The following is a 24,745-nucleotide window of genomic DNA, read 5'->3' as shown; positions in this document are numbered from 1 at the left end:
TGGGGCTCGTTCTGACTTATGTTCATGGATTCCAGGGGTTGCCACCCCTGGCTATTGTCTGACGCCCCTATCGGGGCTGCTGGACGCCGTTCAATTGCTCGAACGTCGCGTTGCCGATGCGGTACTGCCGCCAGTCCTGGTAGTCGAAGTGCCACCACTCGAATTCGTAGACGCGGAAGTTTTCGGCCTCCATCGCTGCGCGCAGCAGATCGCGATAGTAGCGTTGACGCTCCGTGCCGCCGGCATAGTCGGGAAACGATCGCGGTGAGAATTCGTCGTAGCCGCCTACCATCTCAATCGGCTGGCCGGTGGCCAGGTCGTAGAGCGTGAGGTCGACCGCGCAACCGCGATTGTGGCGCGAACCGAGTGCCGGGTTCGCGACGAAGTCCTTGAACGCCGCTGGTGTGGCGTCCCAGAACATCTTCGTGACGTGCCACGGACGATACGCGTCGTGGATCAGTAGGCCCAGCCCGCGTTCCTTCAGTTTCTGATGGACGCGCACGACCGACTCCGCCGCTGGCCGCTGCATGAAGGCCTTGGGCTGCTGATAGAACACCGCGCCGGTGAAGTTGTTCGTCGTCGCATAGCGAACATCGAGCTTGATCGTGGGATCGAGCGCCACCAATTCCACGAGATCGGTGTCGCGAAACTCGCCTTGCTCCTCCGGCGGTAAGGCTGCCAGCGCGGCGGCGCGCAATTCATCGATTGGCTTAACGGGCGTGATCTGGAAGGTCGCGCCGTCGCGCGTGCCGACTTCGCGGCGCTTGAACAATACCTCAGCGGCCACGACCTGCGTCGCGCGGCCGGATACGTCGCGCGTAAAGTAGAGCTTCTCGTCGTGATAGAGGCCATCGCCGGGAAACGCGAATTCGTTCTCGTTGACCTCTGTGAGCGGATAGTAGTAGAACCACTCGATCAGAACGCACAACTTCCCGCGATCCTCCAGGACGTAGAGTACGTTGTGATCTTCGCCGTACTCGCCGATCAGGCCCTTCCACGCTGCAGGAATCTCGACAGGCGGCTCATCGGGCAGGCGCGTGTAGTCCACGTCGGCGATTCGCAACACGCCGTCCTGCGACAATGTCACTTCGGCGCCAAAACTGATGAAATCGTCGACCACGATCGCGCCGTTGTCGACGGCGGCGCGCGATTCCTGGCGAAATGCGCCCTGCTGCAAATGAACTTTGCCCTCCAATTCCGTCACGCGAACGGTGCGGTCGCCGTTCTCGTAGCTGCCAACAAGTTCCTGGGCGCGCGCGAGGGGAATCGCATCGGTGCGGCGGTACGTCGGTGCTGCCTGGCCGGATTGCTTGGCCAGCATCAACCGCAGCGCGAAGTCCGCGAGGCGACTAACGACGCCGTTGCTGCCGTCGAGCGAAGAAACGGCCGCGACGCCCAGCTTCTGCTCTGGCAGCACTTCGACTTGCGTGGAAAACCCATACACCGCGCCGCCGTGGCCGATCTTCACGTGGCCATCCAATTCGTGAACATGAAACCCCAGCCCGAATTTCAGCGGCTTGTCGTTGGCGTCCAAGATCGGCGTCGTCATCTCGCGTAGCGTTTCCGGCTTCAAGATCATCCCATCGCCGGCGCGGCCTTCGTTCAGCAAGCAGACGATGAACTTCGAGAGATCCAGCACGTTCGAGTAAAGATTGCCGGCCGGCGCGGTGCCCAGCGCGAAGCGCGGCGCGGGGAAGCGGCGCCCGTCGTAGGTCCACATCTCCGCATCGGCCAGGCGGGAGACGACTTCCGGCGTCAATTCAAAATCACTCTGTTTCATGTCCAGTTGATGAAGCAATGTTTCGCGTAAGAAGGGCGCGAACGGCTTCCCGGCGCGCTGTTCCAACACCTCGCCTACGACGGCCACGCCCGCGTTGGAATACTTGACCTTCGTTTCCGGCGACAAAACGAGCGAGGTCGCGTTCAGACTTGCCACGGTATCAGCGAGCGAAGGACTCGTCGCGTCGAAATAGTTGCCGATCGGCGATTCTCGCACCAAGCCTGCGCGATGCGACATGAGTTGCCGGAGTGTGATCGACTTATTAAACGGATTCTTGGGTTGAAAGCTCGGCAGGTAGTCGCTGACCGGCGCGTCGAGACTTAACTTGCCTTCCTCGACCATACGCATCACCGCGATATCGGTGAATAGCTTAGAGACAGATCCAACTCGGTACACCGTCTCGGCGGTGGCGGGAACTTGTTTGGCTGCGTCCTGCAACCCAAAGCCTGCGGACCAGACGACGTGATCGCCGTCCACGAGCGCGATCGAGAATGCCGGCAATTGCTTGGCGTCGACTTCGTATTTGATGGCGGCGCTGAGAGCATTGATCTCGGCCGAATAGTCGGTGACGTTGGGCTGCGGCGATTGCGCAAACGTCATGGTTCCCAGCATGTTTAGCATGGCGAAGGTCAACGCCGTCGTTCGACAGCGGGGGATTCGTTTCATGATGCGTTTCGCTCTTAGCCAAGTGAATTCGGGGGAACGTCATTGCTCGCGGCGCGGCGGTTCATCGCTGGTGGGAACTTCGCCGCGCAGCATTGCGCCGCCTCGTCCGGTCAGCCACAGATAATGGTCGCTTGGCAAGCCATCCCAGGTGACGAAACGACTTTCGCCGACGGGCGGATTGTTCGTGCATTTGAAAATCGCGGTGCCTTCGTCCAATTCATCGAACATGGCGATGTAAAACATGTCCGCCCCGGCCCGTTTCGCGCCGACGAATTGGCTCCAAAGAAATTCTCCGCGCAGTCTGGGAATCTGATCGAACGGCGCGTTGCGCCGCATGTTGCTCCAACTGAAACCGGGGAAGGCGACCGGCAGATATTCCTTGCCATGCTCGCGGCACCAGGCGATGTCCGGGGCGATCAATTCCGCGGCGTGCCTCGCTGCGCCACGCGGCGAATCATAGCGCCCTACCGTCCAGGGGCTGACGATGTCCGCTTTCTTGATGAGGTCGTGCAACGCCGGATCGTTGACGGCATCGCGGTCGAGCGTTCTCCACGCGGTGGGCACGCCGACCATCACCGTGTTGCCGCCGTATTGCGGATCGTCCTTGAGGAACTCGACGAAGCGCTGGCAATCCGCCAACGTATATGCCCGGTCGTCGTTGAAGCCGACGCCCCACACGGCGACGACCGGCCGTCCGCCGTGCCGCAAATAAGCTCGATCCGCTTCGTCGCGCCCCAGGTGCATGTGATCCACGAGGTGTTTCCAATCCTCGATCGCGCGGTCCATCTCCCCTTCGCGGAGGCCGGAGAGGTCGTACATGACCGCGTAACAGCGCCTGTGCGTGTTCGCCCCTTCGCGGCAATTCGTCAGCACCTGGTTGAAATGCCGCAACGTGGCCGCGCCCCGGGTTTCGACGACGAATCGCTGCACGAAGACGCCATCGATGCCATACTCGCGCATCCATTGAAAATGCCGCAGCACCGTTTTGGGATGATGGGAACTAAAAACCTGCGCCGTCGCGCCATCGGCATGCTGGAACGGCGTGTCGATTTTCTCGTCGTCATCCAGTTCGCTGACATCCGGCCAAAGGTCGATGTTGCACCTGCCGGGGCGAAAATCGCCGCGCCGGCCGTAGTGCTTCCAACCCAAGCCGGCCCCGTCCCCCTCCGCGGTGAACCAACCTTGATAGCCCGCCAGGACCTTGCCGGTGAGCGTCGTATTCTCGATCGCCTCGGCCGCCGCCGGTCCCGTGTAAGGACCTAACTCGGCATAAACCGCGTCCAGCTCGCTCTGGGCGCGAACTTTGGGCGCACAAAGAGCCACTAAGCTCGCGAAAACCAGCCACGGGACGAGTTTTAGCATGTAGACTTTCTCAGCGGCGAGTGTGGCCGGAAGCGGTGGCGGTCCGGCACCGTGGCAACTATAAATGGTTTGTACAAGGAATTGAACCCGCCGCCCGCGAATCTCAGCCAGCGAATTCCCTCCTTAGCTCTCGCGAGATCGAGCATGAATCATTGGCGTTTTCCGTTGACCATCGTGGCGCTGCTCTTGCTCGCGGCCACCGCTGCGGCGCAAGTCACGAATCCCAAATATGGCCAGGAAGACGCCTTCCGGCAGTTGGAAGAAGTGCTGCCGACGCCGAATGGCTTCCGCACGGCCTCCGGCGCCCCGGGACGCGAATACTGGCAGCAGCGCGCGGACTACGTGATCGACGTCGAGTTGGACGACGAGAAGCAGCATCTTACTGGTCGCGAGACGATCACGTATTTCAATCAATCGCCCGACACGCTGACCTATCTCTGGTTGCAGTTAGATCCGAACATCTTCGATCCCAACTCGGCCGCGGCAACGACGGAGACGGCGCCGGACTTCGATGCTTTTCCGTTCGAGACGCTGTATCGCTTGATGCTCCGCGAGAAGTTCAAAGGGGGTGTGAACATCACCGAGGTCAGCGACGAGCGCGGCGGTAAGCTGGCCTACAAAATTGTCGGCACGATGATGCGCGTCGACCTGCCGGCAGGGCTCGCGCCGCAGGGTTCAGTCAAATTTAACGTCGCCTGGGACTACGCGATCAACGACGCCAAGAACATCGGCGGCCGCACTGGCTACGAATACTTCGAGGAAGACAAGAACTACATCTACGAGATGGCCCAGTGGTTTCCGCGGATGTGTGCTTACACCGACGTGACAGGTTGGCAGCATAAGCAATATCTCGGCACCGGCGAGTTCACGCTGGAACTCGGCGATTACCTGGTGCGGATCACCGTGCCGAACGACCACGTGACGCCGGCCACTGGCGTGCTGCAAAACCCCGCGGAAGTGCTCACCGATGCGCAGCGCGAGCGGCTCAAGCAAGCGGACGCGGCCAAGACGCCGATGTTTGTCGTCACGCCGGACGAAGCCAAAGCCAACGAGGCGGATCCGCCGACCGGCAAGAAAACCTGGGTCTATCACGCGCAGAACGTGCGGGACTTTGCCTTCGCTTCGTCACGGAAGTTTATTTGGGACGCGCAGGGGCACGACGTGGAAGGCAACCGCGTGATGGCGATGTCGTTCTATCCCAAGGAAGGGGAGCCGTTGTGGAGCAAGTATTCCACGCATTCCATCATTCACACGCTGAATGTCTATTCGCGGTACACGTTTCCGTATCCGTATCCGATCGCCATTTCTGTTAACGGCCCGGTCGGCGGGATGGAATACCCGATGATCTGTTTCAACGGCCCGCGCCCCGAGAAAGACGGCACGTATTCCGAACGGACAAAGTACGGGCTGATCTCCGTGATCATTCACGAGGTGGGGCACAACTATTTTCCGATGATCGTCAACAATGACGAACGGGAATGGATGTGGATGGACGAAGGGATCAACACGTTCCTGCAGTATCTTTCGGAGCAGGGAATGGGAGGAGAAGTATCCATCCCGGCGCGGCGAGCCTAAAGACATCGTCGGCTACATGCTCAGCCGAGAACAAGTGCCAATCATGACCGGCTCGGATTCTCTGCTGCAGGTCGGCAATGCCGCCTATGCCAAGCCAGCGACGGCGCTCAACATTCTTCGCGAGACGATTCTGGGGCGCGAGTTGTTTGACTATTCCTTCCAGGAGTACGCCCGCCGCTGGCGCTTCAAGCGGCCGATGCCGGCCGATCTGTTCCGCACCATGGAGGACGCCTCGGGCACGGACCTGGATTGGTTCTGGCGCGGCTGGTTCTACACGACCGATCACGTCGATATCGCCATCAGCCGGGTCCGGCAGTTCGAGATGGATACCGCCAACCCGGAGATTGACGGCGAACGCTTGAAAAAGGACCGCGCCGAGGAACCGGTCACCAAGGCCAAGGAACGCAACAAGCCGCTGCCAAAGCGAGTCGACGAGTTCCCGGAGCTGAAGGACTTTTACAACTCGTTCGACGAACTGGACGTGACGCCGGACGATCGCGAGAAATTCCAGAAGTACATGGAAACGCTGGAGAAGCACGAGAAGGAACTACTGGAAATCCGCCGGAACTTCTACGCCGTCGAGTTGAAAAACGTCGGCGGCGTGGTGATGCCGGTGATTTTCCGCATCGACTATGAGGATGGTTCGACAGAGGAGCTACGCATTCCGGCCGAGATCTGGCGGCACAATAACCAGCGCGTGACGAAGCTGTTCTGGACGGAGAAATCGATCAAGTCGCTCACGCTGGACCCGCATCTGGAAACCGCCGATGCCGACGAAGAGAATAACTACTGGCCCTCCCGCCCGGTGAAATCGCGTTTCAAGCTGTTCAAAGAAAAAGAAAAACGCAACGACATGCAAAAAGCCCAAGGCAAGCCGGAGGCGGAGGAAGACGAGGAGGCGAAAGATGAATCGAAATAACGCCAACCCGAAGCGCCAGCGAGGGGGAAACGACGCGAAATGTACGGCCGACATCGCGCTAAGGACGGCGTTTTGCTCGACATTGAAGAATAAGCGTGGGTGCCTGGGGCTGAGGCGAACAAATGATCGCTGCGGTTTCGAACAAACTGGGGCATCGCGGCGGTTTGTTGAAGCGTCGAACGAAGCCCCAGAAGTTCGACCATCGAAACCTCGCATTGAGCGCCGCTGCCCCAGGCACTCATCATTTCTCCGCACCCGACGGCAAACATGCTATCGAGTGGTTTTGGCCAACCTCCTCGCATTTGTCCTCGTGACGACCGTCGCCAACAGCGCCGTCGCCCATCCGTTTCACACGTCCGTCGCCGAAGCCGAGTGGAACTCGGAAACGAAGCGTCTCGAAGTCGCTCTTCGGGTCGCGGCCGACGACTTAGAGACCGCGCTCAACGCGCAGAGCGAAACGCGGATCAGACTGGATGAGTCCGACTCTACCGACGAAGCGATTCAGGCGTATCTCAAAGAGACCTTCGTCATCCGCCGGGAAGCGAAAGTCGATCCGCTGGAACTGAAATGGTCCGGGAAGGAGATTACGCCCAAGGCGGTTTGGCTGTACTTTGAAATCGAATCCCCAGACGGCGTCGAAGGCTACGAACTGACCAACCGCGTGCTACTCGAAACCGAGGAAACGCAAATCAACACCTTGGCGATCAAGCTGAACGGGCGCAAGGTCAGCCTGCGCTGTGATCGAAAGAAGCCGACGGTCGTGATTCAGTCTGACGCGGCGGAGGATGAAGCGGCGCCCTAGTCGCCTCAAAGCAGCCCTTTTATTTCACATGCGTCTCTAAGAACCGCGCCAGCTTGTGGAAGTCGCTGTCGCGGGTCACGTAGCGGACGACCGTCACCAACGTTTCCGGGTTCACAAGCGCGTCGAAATTGACGTAGTTCAAGTCGAGCTGCCCTGAGACGGAGACCATCACGCCGTCGAGCTTTTCCTCGACCAGGGCGCGATAAGCGCCGACGCCCAATTGGCTGCCGAGCATCACGTCAAAGGCGTGCGGACGGGCGCAACGGGCTTCATAGCCGAGTTGCAAACCGGTGATCTTGCGCGGCTTGCCGGTTTGCTTTTGGTACTCATCGGAGACCATCTTGGCGAACCGCGTGCCCAGGTTCACCTTGGAAATCGAGATGTGCCCGTGCTCGTCGCGCGGGATGCCCTTGAGGTATTCGTCCGGCAGGAATTCCGCCACGCCCTCGGCCATCACGATGACGCCGAATTCCTTGCCTTCTTGCTCCTCGCGGGCGCGGATCGTGCTGACGATTCGATCGACAACCGCTTGGACCTTCATTACCGGACGCTCCACGGCCTGATTCGTCTTGGGGTCGACGGAGCGCTCGGTTTCGACATATTTGCCGTGCATGTCTTCGACGCTAATCACCAGGCTCGCTTCGCCGGCGATCGCCGCGCCGTAGGCCAGCCAACCGGCGCTGCGTCCCATTGTTTCGGTGAGGAAATACGTGCGGTTCGCCTCGGCGTCGGCGAGCAGGTTGCGAATCTCCGCCGCCAGCGTATCGACGGCAGTGAAGTAACCGAACGTGAAGTCGATGCCCATGTAGTCGTTGTCGATCGTCTTCGGCAGGTGGACGACCGGAATCCGCTTGCTGCCCGCCGGCAGGTATTGCTGGAACAGCTTGAACTTGTTGGCAGTCTTGAGCGTGTCGTCGCCGCCGATGGAGATCAACGCGTCGACGCCGATCGAGCAGAGCGCGTCGTAGACCGTTTTGAGCGGCTTGATCTTCTCGGGATCCTTGAGATGTTCCGGCGACGAAACGTGCTTGCCGGGATTGGCCCGCGCCGTGCCGATCATAATGCCCTGGCTGTTCCGGCTGCGTTTCAGCATCCGGTGGTCGATCTGCACGTAATCCTTACCGGCGACCAGCGGCTTCTCGGGCGAATATTGCACCAGGTTCGAGTACCCGTAGAGGGCGCCGACAACATCGATGCCGCCGCGCAGGAACGAGACGGCGGCCGTGGAAATGACCGCATTGGCTGCCGGGGCCGGGCCGCCGGCGAACAGGATGGCGACCTTCTTGATGGGGGAATCGACGTGGGCGGGATGACTAAGCGAGCTCATGACTCTCTCGGAGAACAGGAAAACCTCGTGGGCGAATCCCCACAATTCTACGTTTCGCCGAGGGCTCCACAACGACCACCCGAGTGGGCGAACGCGATGGCCGCCAAACGGAATTTGACCATTCCGCCCCGGATAGTGGCGACGCATCGTTGCCGAATTGGCCATGTCGGATTAGGCTGGAGCCGGGGGATTCTTCGCAATCCCAGCTGGTTTCCACGGCGAAGAACAAGGCCGATATGCTACATCCATTTCGCTGGGCAATTGCGATCTCATTTTTCGCAGCGACCTGCCTGGCGACGCCCGACGCGGTTCAGGGATCGGCCTTGTTCGCCATTAACGCCTCCGGTCCCGGCGCTTTCGTGGTCGTCGACGCCGGCAGCGGCAATGCGACCCCAGTCGATCCCGACGCACCCCTCGGCCCGGAATCCTGGGTGGGCTTGGCCACAATTCCGGGCGGGGATCCGAATGTCGCTTTCGCGCTGCACAACCCTCGACCGCCCGTGTTTGGCGATTCCCCTCAATCACGGTTGGCGCGGATCGACACCCGACTTGGAACGGCGACGCTGCTCCCGTTTTTCGATGTCGACTTGCTCGGCTCGCCCGGGCCGGTCAGCACGGCCATCGCTATCTCGCCGCTGGAACCTGGCGTCGCCACCGTCGCGGCGTTTGAGTTTGATGCGCCGGGGGATCGATTGCTCTTTAAGGTGAGCCTCGACACCGGCGCCGTCCTTGGACCGGCGCTCGTGCTGCCGGAGCGCAAGGCGATCAACGCGCTCACCTACAGCCCCGACGGACAGACGCTCTACGCGACGGACGCGGATGGCGCGCTGGCGACGCTCAACACAACATCCGGCGTGTTGACTCGCATTGGCGATCCGGCCGGCCTCTCGTCATTCGTCACGGGACTTGCCTTCCGCCCGGAGGACGGCGCACTTTTCGCGATCGACGCAGGTTTTAATGATCGTCTGGTAGAACTCGATCCCAATACCGGCGCGTTGGTCGAAGCGCTGGGGCGCCTCGGCATTGGCGGCCCCTCCGGCCTGGCGTTTGCGGAAACGGAGTCGCCGGCGCAACCGGGCGATACGAACGGCGACAGCCGCGTGGACATCGCCGACCTCAATGCCGTGCGCAACAGTTTTGGCACGGCGGGCGTCGGCGTATCGGGAGACGCGAATGGCGATGCGTTAGTCAACCTGATGGATTTGAATCTGGTGCGTAATCATTTTGGCGCCGGCCCAGGCTCGCCCGTGCCAGAACCGTCCGGCATGGTGCTTGCCGCGCTCCTTTCCATGGCGGCATTCGCGTGGAAACGCTGCGATGCCCGGCGCTGGAACTAAGACGATCCGCTATACTGCTTTTGGCGACCAGCATCTTGGCTCGCGTCTCGATGAAGAGGAGTTAGTAGGATGTCGCACGAAATCCCTGCGGACGTTTGGACGAAAGTGGAGATGTTTGTCGCCACCGGCGGGTACGCGTCGGAAGCCGATGTGCTGCGAGATGCGCTCTCCGCATTGGAACGAGCCAACGCGGAGATCACTGCAATTCGCGAGGGCATTGAGGATATGGAAGCCGGGCGCGTTCGGCCGTTTGAAGAGTTCGATGCCGAGTTTCGTAAGCAACACGGGATTCCGCTTGAATCATGAAATACCAAGTTGTCGTTACGGAACGCGCGGAGCTTCAACTCCGTGAGGTGTATGATTGGTGGGCGGAGCACCGATCTCGGGCTCAGGCAATACGCTGGTATCGTGGGATTTATCGCGCGATATTGGAATTGCGATCAAGCCCTGATCGCAAACCAACTACCGCCGAACAGATACTTCCTTCCGAGACTCTGCATGAGCTCCGATATGGCCTGGGGCATCGCAAGTCGCATCGGGCTGTCTATGTAATACGCGACAATCAGGTTGTGGCACTACTCATTCGGCATCTGGCACAAGATGCACTCAGTCCTGGCGATATTTGACACTCACTCATCGAAGATCGCAGCGAACAGCACCTTCCGCCAACCTGCGGCGCTATGACGCCGGAAAATCTCGGTTAAACTGGGCGTCGCCGCACGTGCTCCCACCTTACTCGCGCTTTCGGTCGTCGGCCGGCGACTGACGGAGTTCTACGCCATGCCTGTACTTTGCCGTCGCGCAATCGCCATCGTCTTCCCGGCCCTTGTTGCCTTGGCAAGCTCGGGAAACAACGCCCGCGCCGAGGAAGTCACCGCGACACCCGGTCTGCGTGCTCCGGATGATTTGCGGCTGGAAGTCGTGCTTTCGGATCCCAAGATCGCGCAGCCTTTGCAGATCAGTTTCGACGCGCGTGGGCGAATGTGGGTCGTGGAATATCGGCAGTATCCGTTTCCGGCCGGACTGCGGGTCGTCAGCCGTGATAACTTTTGGCGCGTCGTGTACGACAAGATTCCCGCGCCGCCGCCGTATGGCGACAAAGGGAAAGATCGCATCACGATCCATGAAGATACCGATGGCGACGGTTCGTATGACGCGCACAAGACGTTTCTCGACGGCCTAAACATCGCTACGTCGCTCGCTTTTGGACGCGACGGCGTGTGGGTGTTGAACCCGCCGTATCTGCTGTTCTATCCCGACGCCAATCACGACGACGTGCCGGACGGCGATCCCGAGGTGCATTTGCAAGGCTTCGGTCTGGAGGACACGCATTCCTGCGCGAACAGCCTGCAATGGGGCCCCGACGGTTGGTTGTATGCCTGCCAAGGGAGCACGGTGAGTGGCGACATCATCCGCCCCGGCCTGGATGACAAGCCGGTTCACTCGCTCGGCCAATTGATCTGGCGTTATCATCCCGACACACGGCGCTTCGAAATCTTCGCGGAAGGGGGCGGCAACGCGTTTGGTTTGGAGATTGACTCAGTCGGCCGGATTTTCTCCGGCCACAACGGCGGCGACACGCGCGGGTTCCATTACCTGCAAGGCGGCTATTCTCAAAAAGGCTTCAACAAGCACGGGCCGCTGTCGAATCCGTTTGCCTTTGGCTACTTCCCGGCGATGCGTCATCACGCCGTACCGCGGTTCACGCATAGCTTCATCATCTATGAGGCGATGGGATTGCCGGAGGCGTATCGCGGCCATCTCTTCGGCGTGGAACCGCTGCAAGGCACCGTCGTGGAAAGCCGCATCTTTCCGGATGGCTCCACGTTTCAAACCTCGGACGTGCAGCGTGTCATCGCGGGCGAACAATCCGACTTCCGACCGGTTGATATCAAGGTCGGGCCCGACGGCGCGATCTATGTCGCCGATTGGCGCGACGCCAATGTGAATCATCTGAAGGGCGCCGAAGGCGAGGTGCAAAAGGAGACGGGCCGCGTCTTCCGCTTATCCGCCAAAGATGCAAAGCCACGAGCGCCGCGCGATCTGGGTTCGCTCACATCGAAGGAGCTCGTTGGCAAATTGTCGTCCGACAATAAATGGACGCGTCGCACGGCGTTGCAACTGCTGGCGAATCGCGAAGATACTACGATCGCGCCGCAACTGCGCGCGTTGCTGGCCGCGGAGCCAGGTCAAACGGCGCTCGAAGGGCTATGGGCGATCCATTTATTGGGAATGCTCGATGATGCGACGGTGAGACAGTGTCTCGATCATAAGAACCCTTATGTCCGACTCTGGGCGGTGCGGCTAGCCTGTGACGATCGAGAGATTTCAGCGGCGCAGGCGGAACGACTCGCCGAACAAGCTCAGCGCGAAGCGCAGGTCGAAGTCCGTGGGCAGCTCGCCAGTTCCGCGCGGCGTTTGCCGGCGGCGAAGGCGATGCCGATCGTGCGGCAACTGATCGCCCATGACGAGGATGTAAACGATCCCTGCGTGCCGCTGTTGATCTGGTGGGCGATCGAAGCGCATTGCCAACTGGATCGCGACGCCGTGCTGGCGATGTGCGGCGAATCGACCTTCTGGGAGGCCGCGCTTGTGAAATCGCATCTCGCGTCGCGCATGATGCGCCGCTTCGCGCAAGCCGGTACGCGGAAGGATTTGTTGACCTGCGCCGAATTGCTGAAGCTGGCGCCTACGGCCGACGACGCCAAGCGGCTGTTGGTCGGATTTGAGGAGGCTTATACGGGACGCTCTCTGTCGTCATTGCCCGATGAGCTAGTCGCCGCACTGGCAGCCACTGGCCAGGCATCATTAGCGCTCAGGCTACGACAACAGGAACCCGCCGCAGTTGCCGAGGCGTTGGCGCGACTGAGCAATTCGAGCGCTGACCTGGCGGAGCGACGTGAGTTGGCTCGCATGTTCGGCGAAGTGCCGACGGCGGATGCCGTTGCGCCGCTGCTGGCCCTGGCCAAGGCGGACGATGCCGAGTTGCGCAAGGCCGCCATCGGCGCGTTGCAGCGCTATGATACCGAGGCAATTCCTCGCGCGCTGCTCGAGGTGCTACCGCGATTGCCGGCGGACACGCAGTCGATGGCGCTGAGCGTGTTAACGAGTCGCGCCGCCTGGTCGCGGCTGTTGTTGGAGCGAATTAAGGCGGGCGAGATTGAAGCGGGTGCGATGCCGACGTCGGTGCAGAATCACATCTTGCTGCAACGAGATGATTTGAATTCAGCTTTGGTACGTGAAATCTGGGGCGATACCGCCGCGGCGGCGGCCGCAGAACTGCAGGCAGAGATTGTGCGGCTGACGGCAGTTGTTCACGACGGCAACGGCAGTCCGTACGCAGGCCGCAAATTGTTCAACGAGCATTGCGCGAAGTGCCACAAGCTTTACGATCACGGCGGCGAAATCGGTCCCAATCTGACCGCGTATCAGCGCGACAACGTCGATCGCCTGCTCGCCAGCGTCGTCAATCCCAGCGCTGAGATCCGAGAGGGTTTCGAGAACTTCCTGCTACAAACCACGGACGGCCGCACGCTCACCGGATTTCTTGCCGATCAAGACAATCAAGTCGTGGTACTGCGGACCGCCGAGGGACAGAACGTCTCGGTTCCCCGGGCAGAAATCGAGGAACTCCGCGCCGCGGGCCAGTCGCTAATGCCGGAAGGTTTACTCAAGCAACTCAGCGACGCCCAATCGCGCGACCTGTTCGCGTACCTCCGTGGTACGCAACCCTTGGCAGTGGACGACTGACGATCACACCAGCCCGTAGCGCCAGCGAGGGAGAATTGACGCCGCCATTAGCTGCGAAGGCCGGCTGCCTGTTGGATCAAATCCAGAATGCTAGAGCGCTGCTGGCTGAGGATCGCCAGGCTGGCGACGGCGTTGTTGATCAGCTCTTCGTTCTTGGACATCAACAAGCTTTCTTCGGTCTCGTCGACCTTGTTGATGGAGTCGATGTTTTCGTCCAGTTGATCGCTGAAGGCCGACATGAGCGCCGCAGAGGAACTAATCGTCGCGTTGGCAAAGCCGTCGACGAGGCCTTCGATGCGGTCCAGATCGCCTAAGGCCTCGTCCGCGATGCGGATGGCCCGCGAGGCGTTGGCGTCCAATCCGCCAAACGTTTGGCCGGTGGCGAGATCGGCCAGCGAGCCGCTTAACCCGCCAAGCCGCGCGGCGTGTACGCTGGAGACCGCGAGTGTGGAGCGCCGCTGCACATCGGGGGCGAGCGCGAATTGCAACGCGCCGGATTCCACGGAGATCGTGTCGAGCTCCCCGGTGAATCCGCCGGCGAACTCGATCTCGTAGCGAAAACGATTGTCCGTGATAAAGAAGCGATTGCCGTCGACGCGGCCGCTGTTGGTCACGGCTTCCTCGCCTCGGGCCGTGCCGTCGCCGTTGCCGCCATCGATGGCGAATTTGCCCGCCGTCACGTTGAGCGCAATCTCCGCCTCGTAGCCGGTCGTCTCGCTGGAGAGAATCAGTTCGGTGCCGTCAACGCTCGCGCCAATGCCCGTCGTGCCGCTTTGGGCGTTGATCAACCCCGCCACGGCGGACAGCGTATTGCCGGTCGCCACGACAATCGGCGTGGAAGTTCCGTCGGGACCCGCGATCGTGAACGTGGCGTTGTAGGCGATCGTGCCTGAGCTTTCGGTGTGGACTAGCTTCGCCGGCGCGGCCACCTGATTGCCGCTGTAGCGCACGCCGTTGATCGTGGCGATCGCGTTCAGGCCATTGGACGTGCCATCGCCGTTGCCGCCGGTCGTCGCGAAGGTTCCGGCGGTGACATCCACCTCAACCTCGGCCTTAAGCCCGTAGTTCACACTTTCCAACAGTATACGGTTGCCATCCACCGCAGCCGTGACGCCGGAGACATGGCTTTCTAGATTGATGCGCGTCGCGGCGTCGGCCAGCGTGTCCGCCGTGGTTACGGCGATGGAAACGCTGCCGCGATCGCCCGTGAGCGTGAACGTCGCGTTGGCGGCGATCGTCCCGCCGCCCGCATCGTAGACGAGCCTCGCGCGTTCGGCGGCGCGGTCGACCGTGCCGGCAATGCTTGGCAACAAGCCATGTTCCGCGTCGCGGCCATCCGCTCGGCCAGACCCATCCGCGCCGGTGACTACGAAGGCGCCGGAGTTGACATTCACGTCGACGAACGCGTGGTCGCCGTAGGCGGTGCTGCGAATCGCGAGTTGATCTCCGGAGGCCTCGGCCACCAACCCGGTCGTGCTCGTGTGAGCGTTCACATTGGCGGCAATCTGCGCCAGGCTGCTGTTTGTCGTCACGGCGAACGTGACGCTACCGCCGTTTCCGGTGAGCGTGAGATTCGCGGCGGCCGTGGCGAAACCATCCGCGCCCGTGTAAATTACTTCGGCTTGCTTCTCGACCAGCGACTGGCGTCCGCCGTCGGTCTGATAGACCGAGAGGTCGCTGACTTGCGCGCCGTTGCGGCCGAGAAAATCGAAGTTCGCCGAACCGTCGAGCACGCGTCGCCCGTCGATCGTGCTGCCCGCGAGTCGATTGATTTCGGAGATCGCCGCGTCAATGGCAGTCTGGTTGGCCGTGCGTTGCGCCGGCGACAGGGCCTGTTCCTGGTCTTCGAGCGCCTTCGTGCGGATCGTATTGAGCTGGGTCCGCACTTGGTCTAGCGCCAATTGCGTTTTGCTGACCATGCTCGAGGCGGCCGCAACGTTCGAGAGCGTCCGCGTGACGACTTCGCGTTCCGTCTCAAAGTGCGACAGGGCGATAAACGCCGAGGGATTGTCCTTCGCGGCGTTGAACTTACGTCCCGTGGCCAATCGGAGCGCGTTCAAGTTCGCCGCGGCTTGCGAATCGGCCAGCCGATTCAACAGCTTCCGCTCGATGCCGTTCAGCGTTGCGCCGATGCGGGACATGGGGGGAGGATGGGAAGTTTGAAGTTTTCAGTTTTCAGTATTTGAGAAACCGTCCGTCCCTTGATCGAGAATCGTTATGCTGGCCGGCTATTTGAAGTGTCGCGTTGTCAAATCACTGAAAACTGAACACTGAAAACTTCAAACTGTTTCCGAACACTTCAATCAATTCACTTTTCCGGCGACTTGAACGGGTTCAGCCATTCGCACGCTCGTTGCAGCATACCGGCCGGGGCGACCGTGGTTTGCGTTTCTTCTAAGGTGGCCATTAAGTAAGCGCGGAGACTGACCAGCAGGTGGCGAGCGCGGTCCAGGGCGTCGGTGCGTCGCCGGTCGCGTCCGGCGACGGGATAGATGCCCACGCGGACGCGCGTACACATGAACGTCCCGTCATGCCCTCGCAGTCCATCGCGCACTTCTTCGAGATCGACTTCCATTTCGAAGTTAACCGGCCGGTCGGTGGTGCGGCGCACTGGCGAGGCCTGCTCGTCACCCACGCGCAATACGACTTTGAATCCCTGCACGGAGACGACCTCCGCGCGATGATCGGCGATGAACCCGCGCAACTTCTCCAGCACAACTTGCAAGGGCACCGCGCTGACCATCGCTTGGACGATCATCTGCTCGCGCCCGCCGTATTTGCCGAGCAACCAGCGACCCAGCGACGAATTCGGTTCGCGCGGATTGACACCGGTGCCGAGTTGCACCACCTGGTTGCGGCCGCTGTCCTTGGCCATCAAGAGTGCGCGATCGGCGCGACGCAGTAGTGTGGCCGGCGTATCGCCGGCTTGCAGGGCCGTGACGCCGAAGCTGGCCGTGATTTTCGCGCCAGCTAGCGTCGATTGCGGGATGGCCGCAAAGGCCGCGCGCATGCCTTCGGCCCGATCGGCCGCCGAGGCGTTGTCGCAATCTTCGCAGAGCAACACGAATTCTTCGCCGCCATAACGCGCCGCCACGTCTTGCTGCCGGGCATGGGCGGCGATCACCTGGGCGAAGGATTGAATCACTGCGTCGCCGGCCTGGTGGCCGTAGTTGTCGTTGACTTGCTTGAAGCGATCGATATCGCAGATCACCAACGCACAGACGCTTTCGCGCGTCGTGTGGTCGGCGGAGAACGATTCCAACTTGCGATCAAATTCCGCCCGGTTCGCGAGTCCGGTGAGGGGATCCTTGGTCACCATCTCGTGCAAGTCGTGGCAGCGTTCTTCCAGCGTGAGCTGCTGCGTCACATCGTAAAGCATCAACATCGCGCCATGCGGCGCGCCATCGACGCCCAGGATCGGGATGCCATGCGCGTCGACCGTTTTGGGATCCCCGGAGCGACCATCCAGCATCAATCGCTTGTGCCAGGGCGTACGAGACTGCAGGCAGAAAACCAGCGGGCAATTCTCATCCGCGATGCGCCGGCCTTCGTTATCGCGTAACGATACTAAACTGGGGGACCATTCACGCTCGATTACGCTCGACGCGCTGATGCCGGTCAGGCGTTCCGCGCCGGGGTTCCATTCGGTGATACGGTGACGCAGATCGATTGCCACCACGGCGCCGAGCATCTGTTCCACGAGTCGCCGATGCATCAGCGATTCGAACCCGCCGCCGGCGCTTGGTTCCGACGGAGCCAATCGCTGCCAGGGAGATTGCGTCCACTCGCCGAGCATCGGCCGCAGCCAGCCACGGGCGACTTCTTCTTCGAACCGCCGGCGGTCCGCCTGGTGAAACTCGGTAAAGCGCCGGACCAGCGTCGGATCGAATTGCCGCCCGGCGTTACGATAGATTTCGAGTAGCGCTCGCTCCGGCGTCAACGGGCGGCGGAACACCTGGTCCGCCATCATCGCCTCGTAAGCGACCGCGATGGACAACATGCGTGCGCCGAGCGGCAATGAGTCACCCGACAAGCCTTGCGGATGATTGGAGCCGTCGTACCAGAGGTGCGCATCGCGCACGATCACGAGCACTTCGGTCGCTTCGCAACTGCCGTGCAGAATTTCCAAGCCGAATTCGCGATGCCGGTTCATCATGCCGGCTTCTTCCGAATTCAACGGCCCTGGCTTGAGCAGCACCCGGTCCGGCACGCCGATTTTACCGACGTCGTGGACCAGCGCGGCCAGCTCCAATTGCTCGCGAAACCGAGCTTCCTGCTCCATCCACAGCGACCAGGCCGAACAACCGAGTGCCACGCGCAGCGAGCGGCGCGCCGTGCCGGGGTCTTTGTGCTTCAGCGCCAAAAACAAACTTCCCGCGACGCCCAGCCGGGCTTGCGCCAAGCGATCGTGATCGTCATCGGAGAGTTCCAACCTCTGCGCGACGGTGCTTTCCTTGCCCCAGCCGTCCAGCTCCGCCAATAGTTGGCTGAGCTCCTGCACACGGCCGGTCGCGTCTACGGCATAATCCGTCGACGCTGGTGGCGCCGGGCCGTCGTTCGAGAGAGCGCTGGAGGAAGTCGCCGCTGGAGTCATCGTTGGGTCGAGCGAAGCTGTCAGGCGATGGGTAGAGCAGTGCGAGGGCCCGCGCGCGGCGTGATATCCTGATGCGCGTTCCCGGCGGATACGCGAATCCCCATCACCCGGTAAAAAGGCCCTCGAAGCTATCTAAACCCTAGGTCGGAAAAGGACTAACGGCAAATTGCCAGTTGGCATCCGACAATTCGCGCATAGCGGATTTACCGTCGCGCAGCTCAGCTCATCGCTCGTGTCGATCATATCAATTGACGCGAACTTATCGCGCGACATGGGCTCCATCTGTCGACGCGAGTCGTAAGCATTGGAATCGAACGCAATAGCATGCTTATCGCAATGCGCCTTTAAAGCCCTGTCGGGCAGCACGTTGTGGGCCCTGGGAGGCGGCGTTACAATGCCTCCTTTCCTCAATTTGAGCGCCTGTTGAGTCGGAAGTCCGTAATGGCCAAGGTTCGCAATATGGTCGTCGCGCAGAGCGGCGGCCCCAGCCCTGTCATCAATAACTCGCTCCGCGGCATCATCGAGGCCGCCCGCGATCTGGCCCCGATTGGCACCGTCTACGGCGCCCGGCACGGGATCGAGGGGGTGCTCAAGGAAGAACTGCTCGACCTGTCGTCCCAGCCCGCGGAAGAGATCGCGCTGCTGCGGTTCACGCCGGCGGCAGGTTCGATCGGCACCTGTCGCTATAAGCTCAAGCCCAATCAACTCGAAGATTTCGAGCGGGTCATCAACGTCTTCCGCGCGCACAACGTCGGGTACTTCCTCTACATCGGCGGGAACGACTCGATGGACACGGCCAACAAGGTCGCCTTGATGGCCCGGGAGCGCGGTGTCGACCTGGTCGGCGTCGGCGTCCCGAAGACCATCGACAACGACGTAGGCGATTCCGAGTTCAAGCTCATCGACCACACGCCGGGCTACGGCTCCGTCGCCAAGTACTGGATGCACATGGTCCAGAACGCGAACGAGGAGAATGAAGGTTCCTCGCCAGCCGACCCCGTGCTGGTAATGCAAGCGATGGGGCGCAAAATCGGTTTTATCCCCGCTGCCGCGCGACTGGCCGACCCGCGCCGCGAAATGCCGCTGCATATCTACCTGGCGGAAAGCCATTGCACGCTGGAACAGCTTGCCGATCAGGTGAACGACGAGCTCAAACGCTCCGCGCGCTGCATGGTCGTGGTCAGCGAAGGCTTCGACGTCGGCAGCCTCGGCGAAGTGAAAGATGCGTTCGGGCATACTTCGTTCAGCGCCAGTCAGATCACGGTTGCGCAAGTGATCGTCAACTACCTGAACAAAGTGGGCTTGTCGGCCAAAGGCGCCGCCCGCGCGAACGTCTCCGGCACCGACCAGCGACACGCCATGGCCTACGCCTCGGTCGTCGATCTGGAGGAAGCCTATAAGAGCGGCCAAATGGCGGCGTTGCTGGCCGCCCAAGGTGAAAGCGGGTTCATGTCGACGATCCTTCGCAGCCCCGGCCCGGTGTATAGCGTCCGCTACGACAAAGTCCCGCTGCCGGATGTGGCGAACAGCGAGCGCGCCTTCCCAAAGGCCTGGATTTCGTCCAGCGGTTACGACGTGACCGACGAGTTTCTCCGGTACGCCAAACCACTGATCGGTGACGACATGATCTCGCTCCCGATGGTCGACGGCCGGCAAAGATTAACCCGTTTCGCGCCGATCTACGCGGACCAAAAACTCCCGCGGTATGTCCCACAGGCGGACCGGAAGTAGGCGCATTGGCTGTTTCAACGCATGATTTAGGAATGACGAATTTCCCCTGCCGGCACTCAAGAAATCGCTCCACCACGCAATGTTTGATTTATCGCCCAAACACTCCTTCCTCGTCGGCATCGATTCCGACGGCTGCGCGTTCGACACGATGGAATTGAAGCACAAGGAGTGCTTCATTCCCAACACGATCAACTACTACGAGCTGCAAGGCGTCAGCAAGTACGCCCGCGAGGCGGCGGAGTTCGTCAACCTCTACTCGAAGAGCCGTGGGATCAATCGCTTTCCGGCGCTCGTGGAGTCGCTCGACTGGCTGCGCAAACGTCCTGAAGTGCAAGCCCGTGGCGTGAAGATTCCGGAAGCGAAGGGCCTGCGCGATTGGATCGCGCGGGAAACCAAGCAGGCGAATCCGGCGCTGCAGGCGGCCGTGGAAGCGACCGGCGACCCGGACTTGAAGCAGGCCCTGGCGTGGTCGGTCGCCGTCAACGAGATGATCACCAAATTCGTCCGCGGCGTGCCGCCGTTTCCGTTCGTGCGAGAATGTTTGGAGAAGTTCAAGCCCAAGGCCGACTTGCTGGTCGTCTCCGCCACGCCGAACGAAGCCCTGCAACGCGAGTGGGAAGAGCACGACCTGGAAAAATACGTGGCCGCGATCTGCGGGCAAGAAATCGGCACGAAGAAGGAAATCCTCGGCGTCGCCAAGAAGTACGCCGCGGACCACGTGCTGATGATCGGCGACGCCCCGGGCGACCACAAAGCCGCGGTGGCCAACGACACGCTGTATTTCCCGATCAACCCGGGCGCCGAAGAAGCGAGCTGGGAACGCCTGCTCAACGAAGGCATCGACCGCTTCCTGAGCGGCACGTTCGCCGGAGCGTACCAGGAATCGCTGGTCAAGGAATTCGACTCGTACCTGCCGGCCAAGCCGAGCTGGAAGACTTTGGACTAACAATCGACTTCGGAAACAGCCACGACTTGTGGGAGGCGTCTCCGACGCCGATATTGGACGTCGATGCACGACAACACCTCGAATCACAAGATAGTTCAAGAGCCAAAACCGCAAAGCCAACTATTGCGGGGCGGTCGGCAATCCGAGGCAACAGCGGCCTACTTCGTGACAAAGGCTATTGAGGGTCGACACAAGCTATTTGAGAATGCCCATAATGCCCAACTGATCGTGGACAGTTTGGCATACGCAAGAACAAGTGAATGGCTGAAGCTACTTGCGTTTTGCGTTATGCCAGACCACTACCATTTGCTCTTCGTTCTGCTTTGCAAGAAGTCTCTATCGGATGTCGTTGGTAGTATCAGCAAGTTCACTTCAGCACGGTTCATTAGAAATGATGGGCGGTGTCGACAAATGTGGCAGGAAGGCTTTTTCGACCATCGTTGCCGTGACGTGGATGATGCCATCGAACGAATCAACTACATCGAGAATAATCCAATTCGGGCGGGGCTAGTCGACCGTCCCGAGTTGTGGGCGTATTCATCGGCAAATCCGCAATGGGCAGGCATACTCGATCGAAAATGGTATTCTGACAAAACATGACGGTTGTGTTTCATCGCAACGTCAACTCCATCGGCGTCGGAGACGCCTCCCACAGTCAGCAACTATCACAAGCCTTTCAGAATTCAAATGTCATCCAATTGCGATTTCGGTCTCATCGGTCTTGCCGTGATGGGCGAGAATTTGGCGCTCAATGTGGAGAGCCGCGGGTTCAGCGTGGCGGTGTTCAATCGGACCACGAGCGTGGTCGATGAATTCATCCATGGCCGCGCCAAGGGCAAACGCTTTGTCGGGTGCCATTCCGTCGAGGAACTGGTCAAGAACCTCGCCACGCCGCGCAAGATCATGCTGATGGTCAAGGCCGGCCCGGCCGTCGACGCCTTGATCGATCAACTCGCGCCGTTGCTGTCGCCGGGCGACGTGCTGATCGACGGCGGCAACACGCTCTATTCGGACACCGATCGCCGCACGGCGTACGTGGAAGGAAAAGGCCTGCAATTCATCGGCACCGGCGTCTCCGGCGGCGAGGAAGGCGCGCTCAAGGGACCGAGCCTGATGCCGGGCGGCAGCGAGAAGGCCTGGCCGATCGTCAAGCCGATTTTTCAGGCCATCGCCGCCAAGGTCGGGCCGAATCACGACATTCCCTGCTGCGAGTGGGTTGGTCCCGGCGGCGCGGGGCACTACGTAAAGATGGTCCACAACGGCATCGAGTATGGCGACATGCAGTTGATCTGCGAGTCGTACGCGCTGTTGAAACACGTCCTCGGCCTCTCGAACGACGAATTGTACGAGACCTTCGCCGAGTGGAATCGCGGCGAGCTGGACAGCTACCTGATTGAAATCACGCGCGACATCTTTAGCGTGAAGGGTCAGGACGGCGACGGCCATCTGGTCGACAAGATCCTCGACTCGGCCGGCAATAAAGGCACTGGCAAGTGGATGAGCCAGTTGGCCCTCGACCTCGGCGTGCCGACGACGCTGATCACCGAAGCGGTCTATGCCCGCTACCTGTCGTCGTTCAAAGACGCCCGCGTGCGCGCGAGCAAGGTGTTGAAGGGCCCGAAGTCGGCCAAATACACGGGCGATCGCAAGGCCTTTATCGAAGCGGTGCGCCAGGCGCTCTTCGCTTCGAAGATTTGCAGTTACGCCCAGGGTTATTTCCAACTCCAGGCCGCGGCAAAGGAACACAACTGGCCGCTCAACTTCGGCAACATCGCGCTCTTATGGCGCGGCGGTTGCATCATCCGCGCACGGTTCCTGGATCGCATCAAGGAAGCCTTCGACGCGCATCCCAATCTGGAAAACCTGCTGCTCGCGCCGTACTTCCTGGAAGCCGTCGACAAGGCGCAAGACGCCTGGCGCCATGCCGTGAGCACGGCCGTGACGCTCGGCGTGCCGGTCCCGGCGTTCACCGCGGCGTTGACGTACTACGACGGTTACCGCCAGGCCAGCCTGCCAGCGAATCTGCTGCAAGCCCAACGCGACTACTTCGGCGCGCACACGTATCAACGCACGGACAAGCCCGGCGTGTTCCACACGGAGTGGTTGCAATTGCGCAAGCCGCCGCAATAGCACCTGGAACCGGAAGCGTCAGCGCCCGGAGCGCATCCCGCGCGCCGCGGATTTCACAGGATGATGAATGCCGCGCACTATGAGCAAGTACGCCAGTTACCTCGAATCCCTGTTCGGCCTCACAGGCCAGGTCGCCGTCGTGATCGGCGGGACCGGCGTGCTCGGCGGCGCGCTTGCGGAAGGACTTCTGCAAGCCGGCGCGGCGGTGATGATCGCCGGCCGCGAGCCGGATCGGGGCGTGCGCCGCGCGGAGGAAATGAGTGCCCTGGGCGACGTCGAATTTCAATTGATCGACGTTACGTCGCGCGAGTCGATCGAAGCATTGTTGACGACGACGCTCGCCCGTTTTGGCCGCGTCGATATGTTGATCAACGGCGCCGGCGTGAACGCGGCCAGTACGTACTTCGAAGCCACCGACGACGACTGGCAGCGCGTGCTTGAAACGAACCTGATGGCCGTCCACTACGGCTGCCAGATCTTCGGCAAGCACATGGCCGAGCACGGCGGCGGGAGTATTCTCAATATCGGCAGCGCCACGGCCCACACGCCGCTGTCGCGCGTGTTTGCCTACAGCGCTTCGAAAGCCGCCGTCATCAATCTTACGAAAAACGTCGCTCGGGAATTGGCGCCGTTCAATGTCCGAGTGAACGCGCTTTGTCCCGGATTTTTCCCCGCGGAACAGAATCGCGTCATCCTTGACGTCCAGCGCGTGGATAACATCATGCGCAACACCCCGATGGCCCGGTTTGGCGAGCCGGACGAACTGATTGGCGCGATGCTGCTGCTGCTCTCGAAAAAGGCCGGCAGCTTCATCACCGGCGCCGACTACTTCGTCGACGGCGGCTATACGGCGATGAGGTTCTGATTCGTTTTGAACCGCGGAGACGCGGAGGCGCAGAGGGGACGGAGGAGGGAGAGTGTACGAAATGGTGGAAACCACGAAAGGCGCGAAAGGCACGAACGGGGGATTGAGGTGCGGTATACTGTGAGAACAGTCGCGTCGGCTGGTTTCACTGTCACTGAACACTGAAAACTTCAAACTCCCCTCCCATGCTCATCCTTGCCCACCGTGGCTATCACCGCGATCTGCCGGAAAACACGCTGGCCGCATTTGACGCCGCGGTGAAGTTGGGCGTCGATGGCATTGAAACCGATTTGCGGTGGAGCGCCGATGGGCAGATTGTGCTATATCACGATCGCCTGGCGCCGGATCGACGCGAGGTGGGCGCGCATACCGTCGCCGAGTTGTCGAAGCTGGCCGGCTACGACACGCCCGTGATGACGCAAGCGCTCGACGCGCAGCCGGGCATTCTCTGGAACCTGGAGATCAAGGATCCCGCGGTGCTGCCGGCGTTGATACCGCTCCTGAAGCGCTATCGCACGACGCACAAGATTCTCGTCAGTTCGTTCTGGCACACCGCCGTCCAAGAAGTGCGGCAGGCCGTCGACGTGGAATGCGGGTTGCTCACCGCGCATCGACCGATCGATCCGGTGACCGATCGCCTCGGCCGCTACGCGAACGGCCAGCCGGTCGAGGCGTTTGTGTGGCACTTCGACTATCTGTCGCCGGAGCTCGTGCAACAAACGGTGGCGATGCACTCGAAGAACTTCGTCTACTCCGCGCACACGCAAGCCGATCACGATCATGCGGTGCGCTGCGGCGTCGACGGCATCATCACCGACGACCCGGCGCTCGCCAAGACGGCGCTTCTCAAGGCCTCAAACACCAGCCCGTAGCGCAAGCGAGGGAGAGAGGATTCTGCCATACAGTTTGGGATGAAACACTCAGTTGCGCATCAACGGAGCAACTGAGAGTTTCATTCGAA

At 61.0% G+C, this 24,745-nt stretch carries 17 protein-coding genes; 12 read left to right on the top strand and 5 right to left on the bottom strand.

Annotated features, from left to right (window positions below; translation table 11 throughout):
• Window positions 1-67: 67 nt before the first annotated feature.
• Complete coding sequence (locus SGJ19_15405; GenBank protein MDZ4781637.1) at window positions 68-2,446, bottom strand: serine hydrolase; 2,379 nt, start codon at window positions 2,444-2,446, stop codon at window positions 68-70.
• A 39-nt stretch (window positions 2,447-2,485) separates the two neighbouring features.
• Window positions 2,486-3,808: a glycoside hydrolase family 71/99-like protein gene (locus SGJ19_15400; protein ID MDZ4781636.1), complete on the bottom strand. Its 1,323-nt coding sequence runs from the start codon at window positions 3,806-3,808 to the stop codon at window positions 2,486-2,488.
• 144 nt (window positions 3,809-3,952) lie between these two features.
• On the opposite strand from SGJ19_15400, the gene SGJ19_15395 reads away from it, so the two are divergent.
• The 3 genes from SGJ19_15395 to SGJ19_15385 all read left to right on the top strand — a co-directional run bounded on the left by SGJ19_15395 (window position 3,953) and on the right by SGJ19_15385 (window position 7,104).
• The gene (locus SGJ19_15395) at window positions 3,953-5,383 is read left to right on the top strand and encodes a M1 family metallopeptidase (GenBank protein MDZ4781635.1); all 1,431 of its coding nucleotides are present in this window, start codon (window positions 3,953-3,955) and stop codon (window positions 5,381-5,383) included.
• Between the two features lie 43 nt (window positions 5,384-5,426).
• On the top strand, window positions 5,427-6,302 hold the full coding sequence (locus SGJ19_15390) for a hypothetical protein (protein MDZ4781634.1): 876 nt from the start codon (window positions 5,427-5,429) through the stop codon (window positions 6,300-6,302).
• 283 nt (window positions 6,303-6,585) lie between these two features.
• The gene (locus SGJ19_15385; GenBank protein ID MDZ4781633.1) at window positions 6,586-7,104 is read left to right on the top strand and encodes a DUF6702 family protein; all 519 of its coding nucleotides are present in this window, start codon (window positions 6,586-6,588) and stop codon (window positions 7,102-7,104) included.
• A 19-nt stretch (window positions 7,105-7,123) separates the two neighbouring features.
• Here the strand turns inward: SGJ19_15385 and SGJ19_15380 are convergent, their stop codons facing one another.
• Window positions 7,124-8,431, bottom strand: coding sequence for a 6-phosphofructokinase (locus SGJ19_15380; GenBank protein ID MDZ4781632.1), 1,308 nt, complete (start codon window positions 8,429-8,431; stop codon window positions 7,124-7,126).
• 236 nt (window positions 8,432-8,667) lie between these two features.
• On the opposite strand from SGJ19_15380, the gene SGJ19_15375 reads away from it, so the two are divergent.
• The 3 genes from SGJ19_15375 to SGJ19_15365 all read left to right on the top strand — a co-directional run bounded on the left by SGJ19_15375 (window position 8,668) and on the right by SGJ19_15365 (window position 13,518).
• Window positions 8,668-9,768, top strand: coding sequence for a hypothetical protein (locus SGJ19_15375; protein ID MDZ4781631.1), 1,101 nt, complete (start codon window positions 8,668-8,670; stop codon window positions 9,766-9,768).
• A gap of 69 nt (window positions 9,769-9,837) precedes the next feature.
• Window positions 9,838-10,074, top strand: a complete 237-nt coding sequence (locus tag SGJ19_15370) for a type II toxin-antitoxin system ParD family antitoxin (GenBank protein MDZ4781630.1) — start codon at window positions 9,838-9,840, stop codon at window positions 10,072-10,074.
• A 474-nt stretch (window positions 10,075-10,548) separates the two neighbouring features.
• The gene (locus SGJ19_15365; GenBank protein ID MDZ4781629.1) at window positions 10,549-13,518 is read left to right on the top strand and encodes a PVC-type heme-binding CxxCH protein; all 2,970 of its coding nucleotides are present in this window, start codon (window positions 10,549-10,551) and stop codon (window positions 13,516-13,518) included.
• Between the two features lie 47 nt (window positions 13,519-13,565).
• Here SGJ19_15365 and SGJ19_15360 read toward each other — a convergent pair whose 3' ends face one another.
• On the bottom strand, window positions 13,566-15,659 hold the full coding sequence (locus SGJ19_15360) for a flagellin hook IN motif-containing protein (protein MDZ4781628.1): 2,094 nt from the start codon (window positions 15,657-15,659) through the stop codon (window positions 13,566-13,568).
• Window positions 15,660-15,826: 167 nt separating this feature from the next.
• Complete coding sequence (locus SGJ19_15355) at window positions 15,827-18,112, bottom strand: diguanylate cyclase (protein MDZ4781627.1); 2,286 nt, start codon at window positions 18,110-18,112, stop codon at window positions 15,827-15,829.
• Window positions 18,113-18,553: 441 nt separating this feature from the next.
• Here SGJ19_15355 and SGJ19_15350 point away from each other — a divergent pair, with 441 nt between their 5' ends.
• From SGJ19_15350 to SGJ19_15325, 6 genes are all read left to right on the top strand, one after another.
• Entirely contained in the window at window positions 18,554-19,843 is a 1,290-nt protein-coding gene (locus SGJ19_15350; GenBank protein ID MDZ4781626.1) for a diphosphate--fructose-6-phosphate 1-phosphotransferase, read from the top strand.
• A 79-nt stretch (window positions 19,844-19,922) separates the two neighbouring features.
• Window positions 19,923-20,789, top strand: a complete 867-nt coding sequence (locus tag SGJ19_15345) for an HAD hydrolase-like protein (GenBank protein ID MDZ4781625.1) — start codon at window positions 19,923-19,925, stop codon at window positions 20,787-20,789.
• 63 nt (window positions 20,790-20,852) lie between these two features.
• A complete protein-coding gene (locus tag SGJ19_15340; GenBank protein ID MDZ4781624.1) occupies window positions 20,853-21,389 on the top strand; it encodes a transposase in 537 nt (178 codons plus the stop codon).
• 87 nt (window positions 21,390-21,476) lie between these two features.
• Window positions 21,477-22,919 carry a decarboxylating NADP(+)-dependent phosphogluconate dehydrogenase gene (gene gnd / locus SGJ19_15335; GenBank protein MDZ4781623.1) on the top strand — a complete coding sequence of 481 codons (1,443 nt, stop codon included), beginning with the start codon at window positions 21,477-21,479 and terminating at the stop codon, window positions 22,917-22,919.
• A gap of 67 nt (window positions 22,920-22,986) precedes the next feature.
• Entirely contained in the window at window positions 22,987-23,784 is a 798-nt protein-coding gene (locus SGJ19_15330; protein MDZ4781622.1) for an SDR family oxidoreductase, read from the top strand.
• 185 nt (window positions 23,785-23,969) lie between these two features.
• Entirely contained in the window at window positions 23,970-24,656 is a 687-nt protein-coding gene (locus SGJ19_15325) for a glycerophosphodiester phosphodiesterase (protein MDZ4781621.1), read from the top strand.
• Window positions 24,657-24,745: the final 89 nt, after the last annotated feature.

Source organism: Planctomycetia bacterium, assembly GCA_034440135.1.
Lineage (GTDB): Bacteria > Planctomycetota > Planctomycetia > Pirellulales > JALHLM01 > JALHLM01.
Note: the sequence above shows the minus strand (reverse complement) of the source record. Positions and strands in the feature narration are given on the sequence as shown.

Coding starts and splice junctions, on each gene's coding strand:
- SGJ19_15405 (MDZ4781637.1), bottom strand. CDS start 2,446: ATGAAACGAATCCCCCGCTGTCGAACGACGGCGTTGACCTTCGCCATG.
- SGJ19_15400 (MDZ4781636.1), bottom strand. CDS start 3,808: ATGCTAAAACTCGTCCCGTGGCTGGTTTTCGCGAGCTTAGTGGCTCTT.
- SGJ19_15395 (MDZ4781635.1), top strand. CDS start 3,953: ATGAATCATTGGCGTTTTCCGTTGACCATCGTGGCGCTGCTCTTGCTC.
- SGJ19_15390 (MDZ4781634.1), top strand. CDS start 5,427: ATGACCGGCTCGGATTCTCTGCTGCAGGTCGGCAATGCCGCCTATGCC.
- SGJ19_15380 (MDZ4781632.1), bottom strand. CDS start 8,431: ATGAGCTCGCTTAGTCATCCCGCCCACGTCGATTCCCCCATCAAGAAG.
- SGJ19_15375 (MDZ4781631.1), top strand. CDS start 8,668: ATGCTACATCCATTTCGCTGGGCAATTGCGATCTCATTTTTCGCAGCG.
- SGJ19_15370 (MDZ4781630.1), top strand. CDS start 9,838: ATGTCGCACGAAATCCCTGCGGACGTTTGGACGAAAGTGGAGATGTTT.
- SGJ19_15365 (MDZ4781629.1), top strand. CDS start 10,549: ATGCCTGTACTTTGCCGTCGCGCAATCGCCATCGTCTTCCCGGCCCTT.
- SGJ19_15360 (MDZ4781628.1), bottom strand. CDS start 15,659: ATGTCCCGCATCGGCGCAACGCTGAACGGCATCGAGCGGAAGCTGTTG.
- SGJ19_15355 (MDZ4781627.1), bottom strand. CDS start 18,112: ATGACTCCAGCGGCGACTTCCTCCAGCGCTCTCTCGAACGACGGCCCG.
- SGJ19_15350 (MDZ4781626.1), top strand. CDS start 18,554: ATGGCCAAGGTTCGCAATATGGTCGTCGCGCAGAGCGGCGGCCCCAGC.
- SGJ19_15345 (MDZ4781625.1), top strand. CDS start 19,923: ATGTTTGATTTATCGCCCAAACACTCCTTCCTCGTCGGCATCGATTCC.
- SGJ19_15340 (MDZ4781624.1), top strand. CDS start 20,853: ATGCACGACAACACCTCGAATCACAAGATAGTTCAAGAGCCAAAACCG.
- gnd (MDZ4781623.1), top strand. CDS start 21,477: ATGTCATCCAATTGCGATTTCGGTCTCATCGGTCTTGCCGTGATGGGC.
- SGJ19_15330 (MDZ4781622.1), top strand. CDS start 22,987: ATGCCGCGCACTATGAGCAAGTACGCCAGTTACCTCGAATCCCTGTTC.
- SGJ19_15325 (MDZ4781621.1), top strand. CDS start 23,970: ATGCTCATCCTTGCCCACCGTGGCTATCACCGCGATCTGCCGGAAAAC.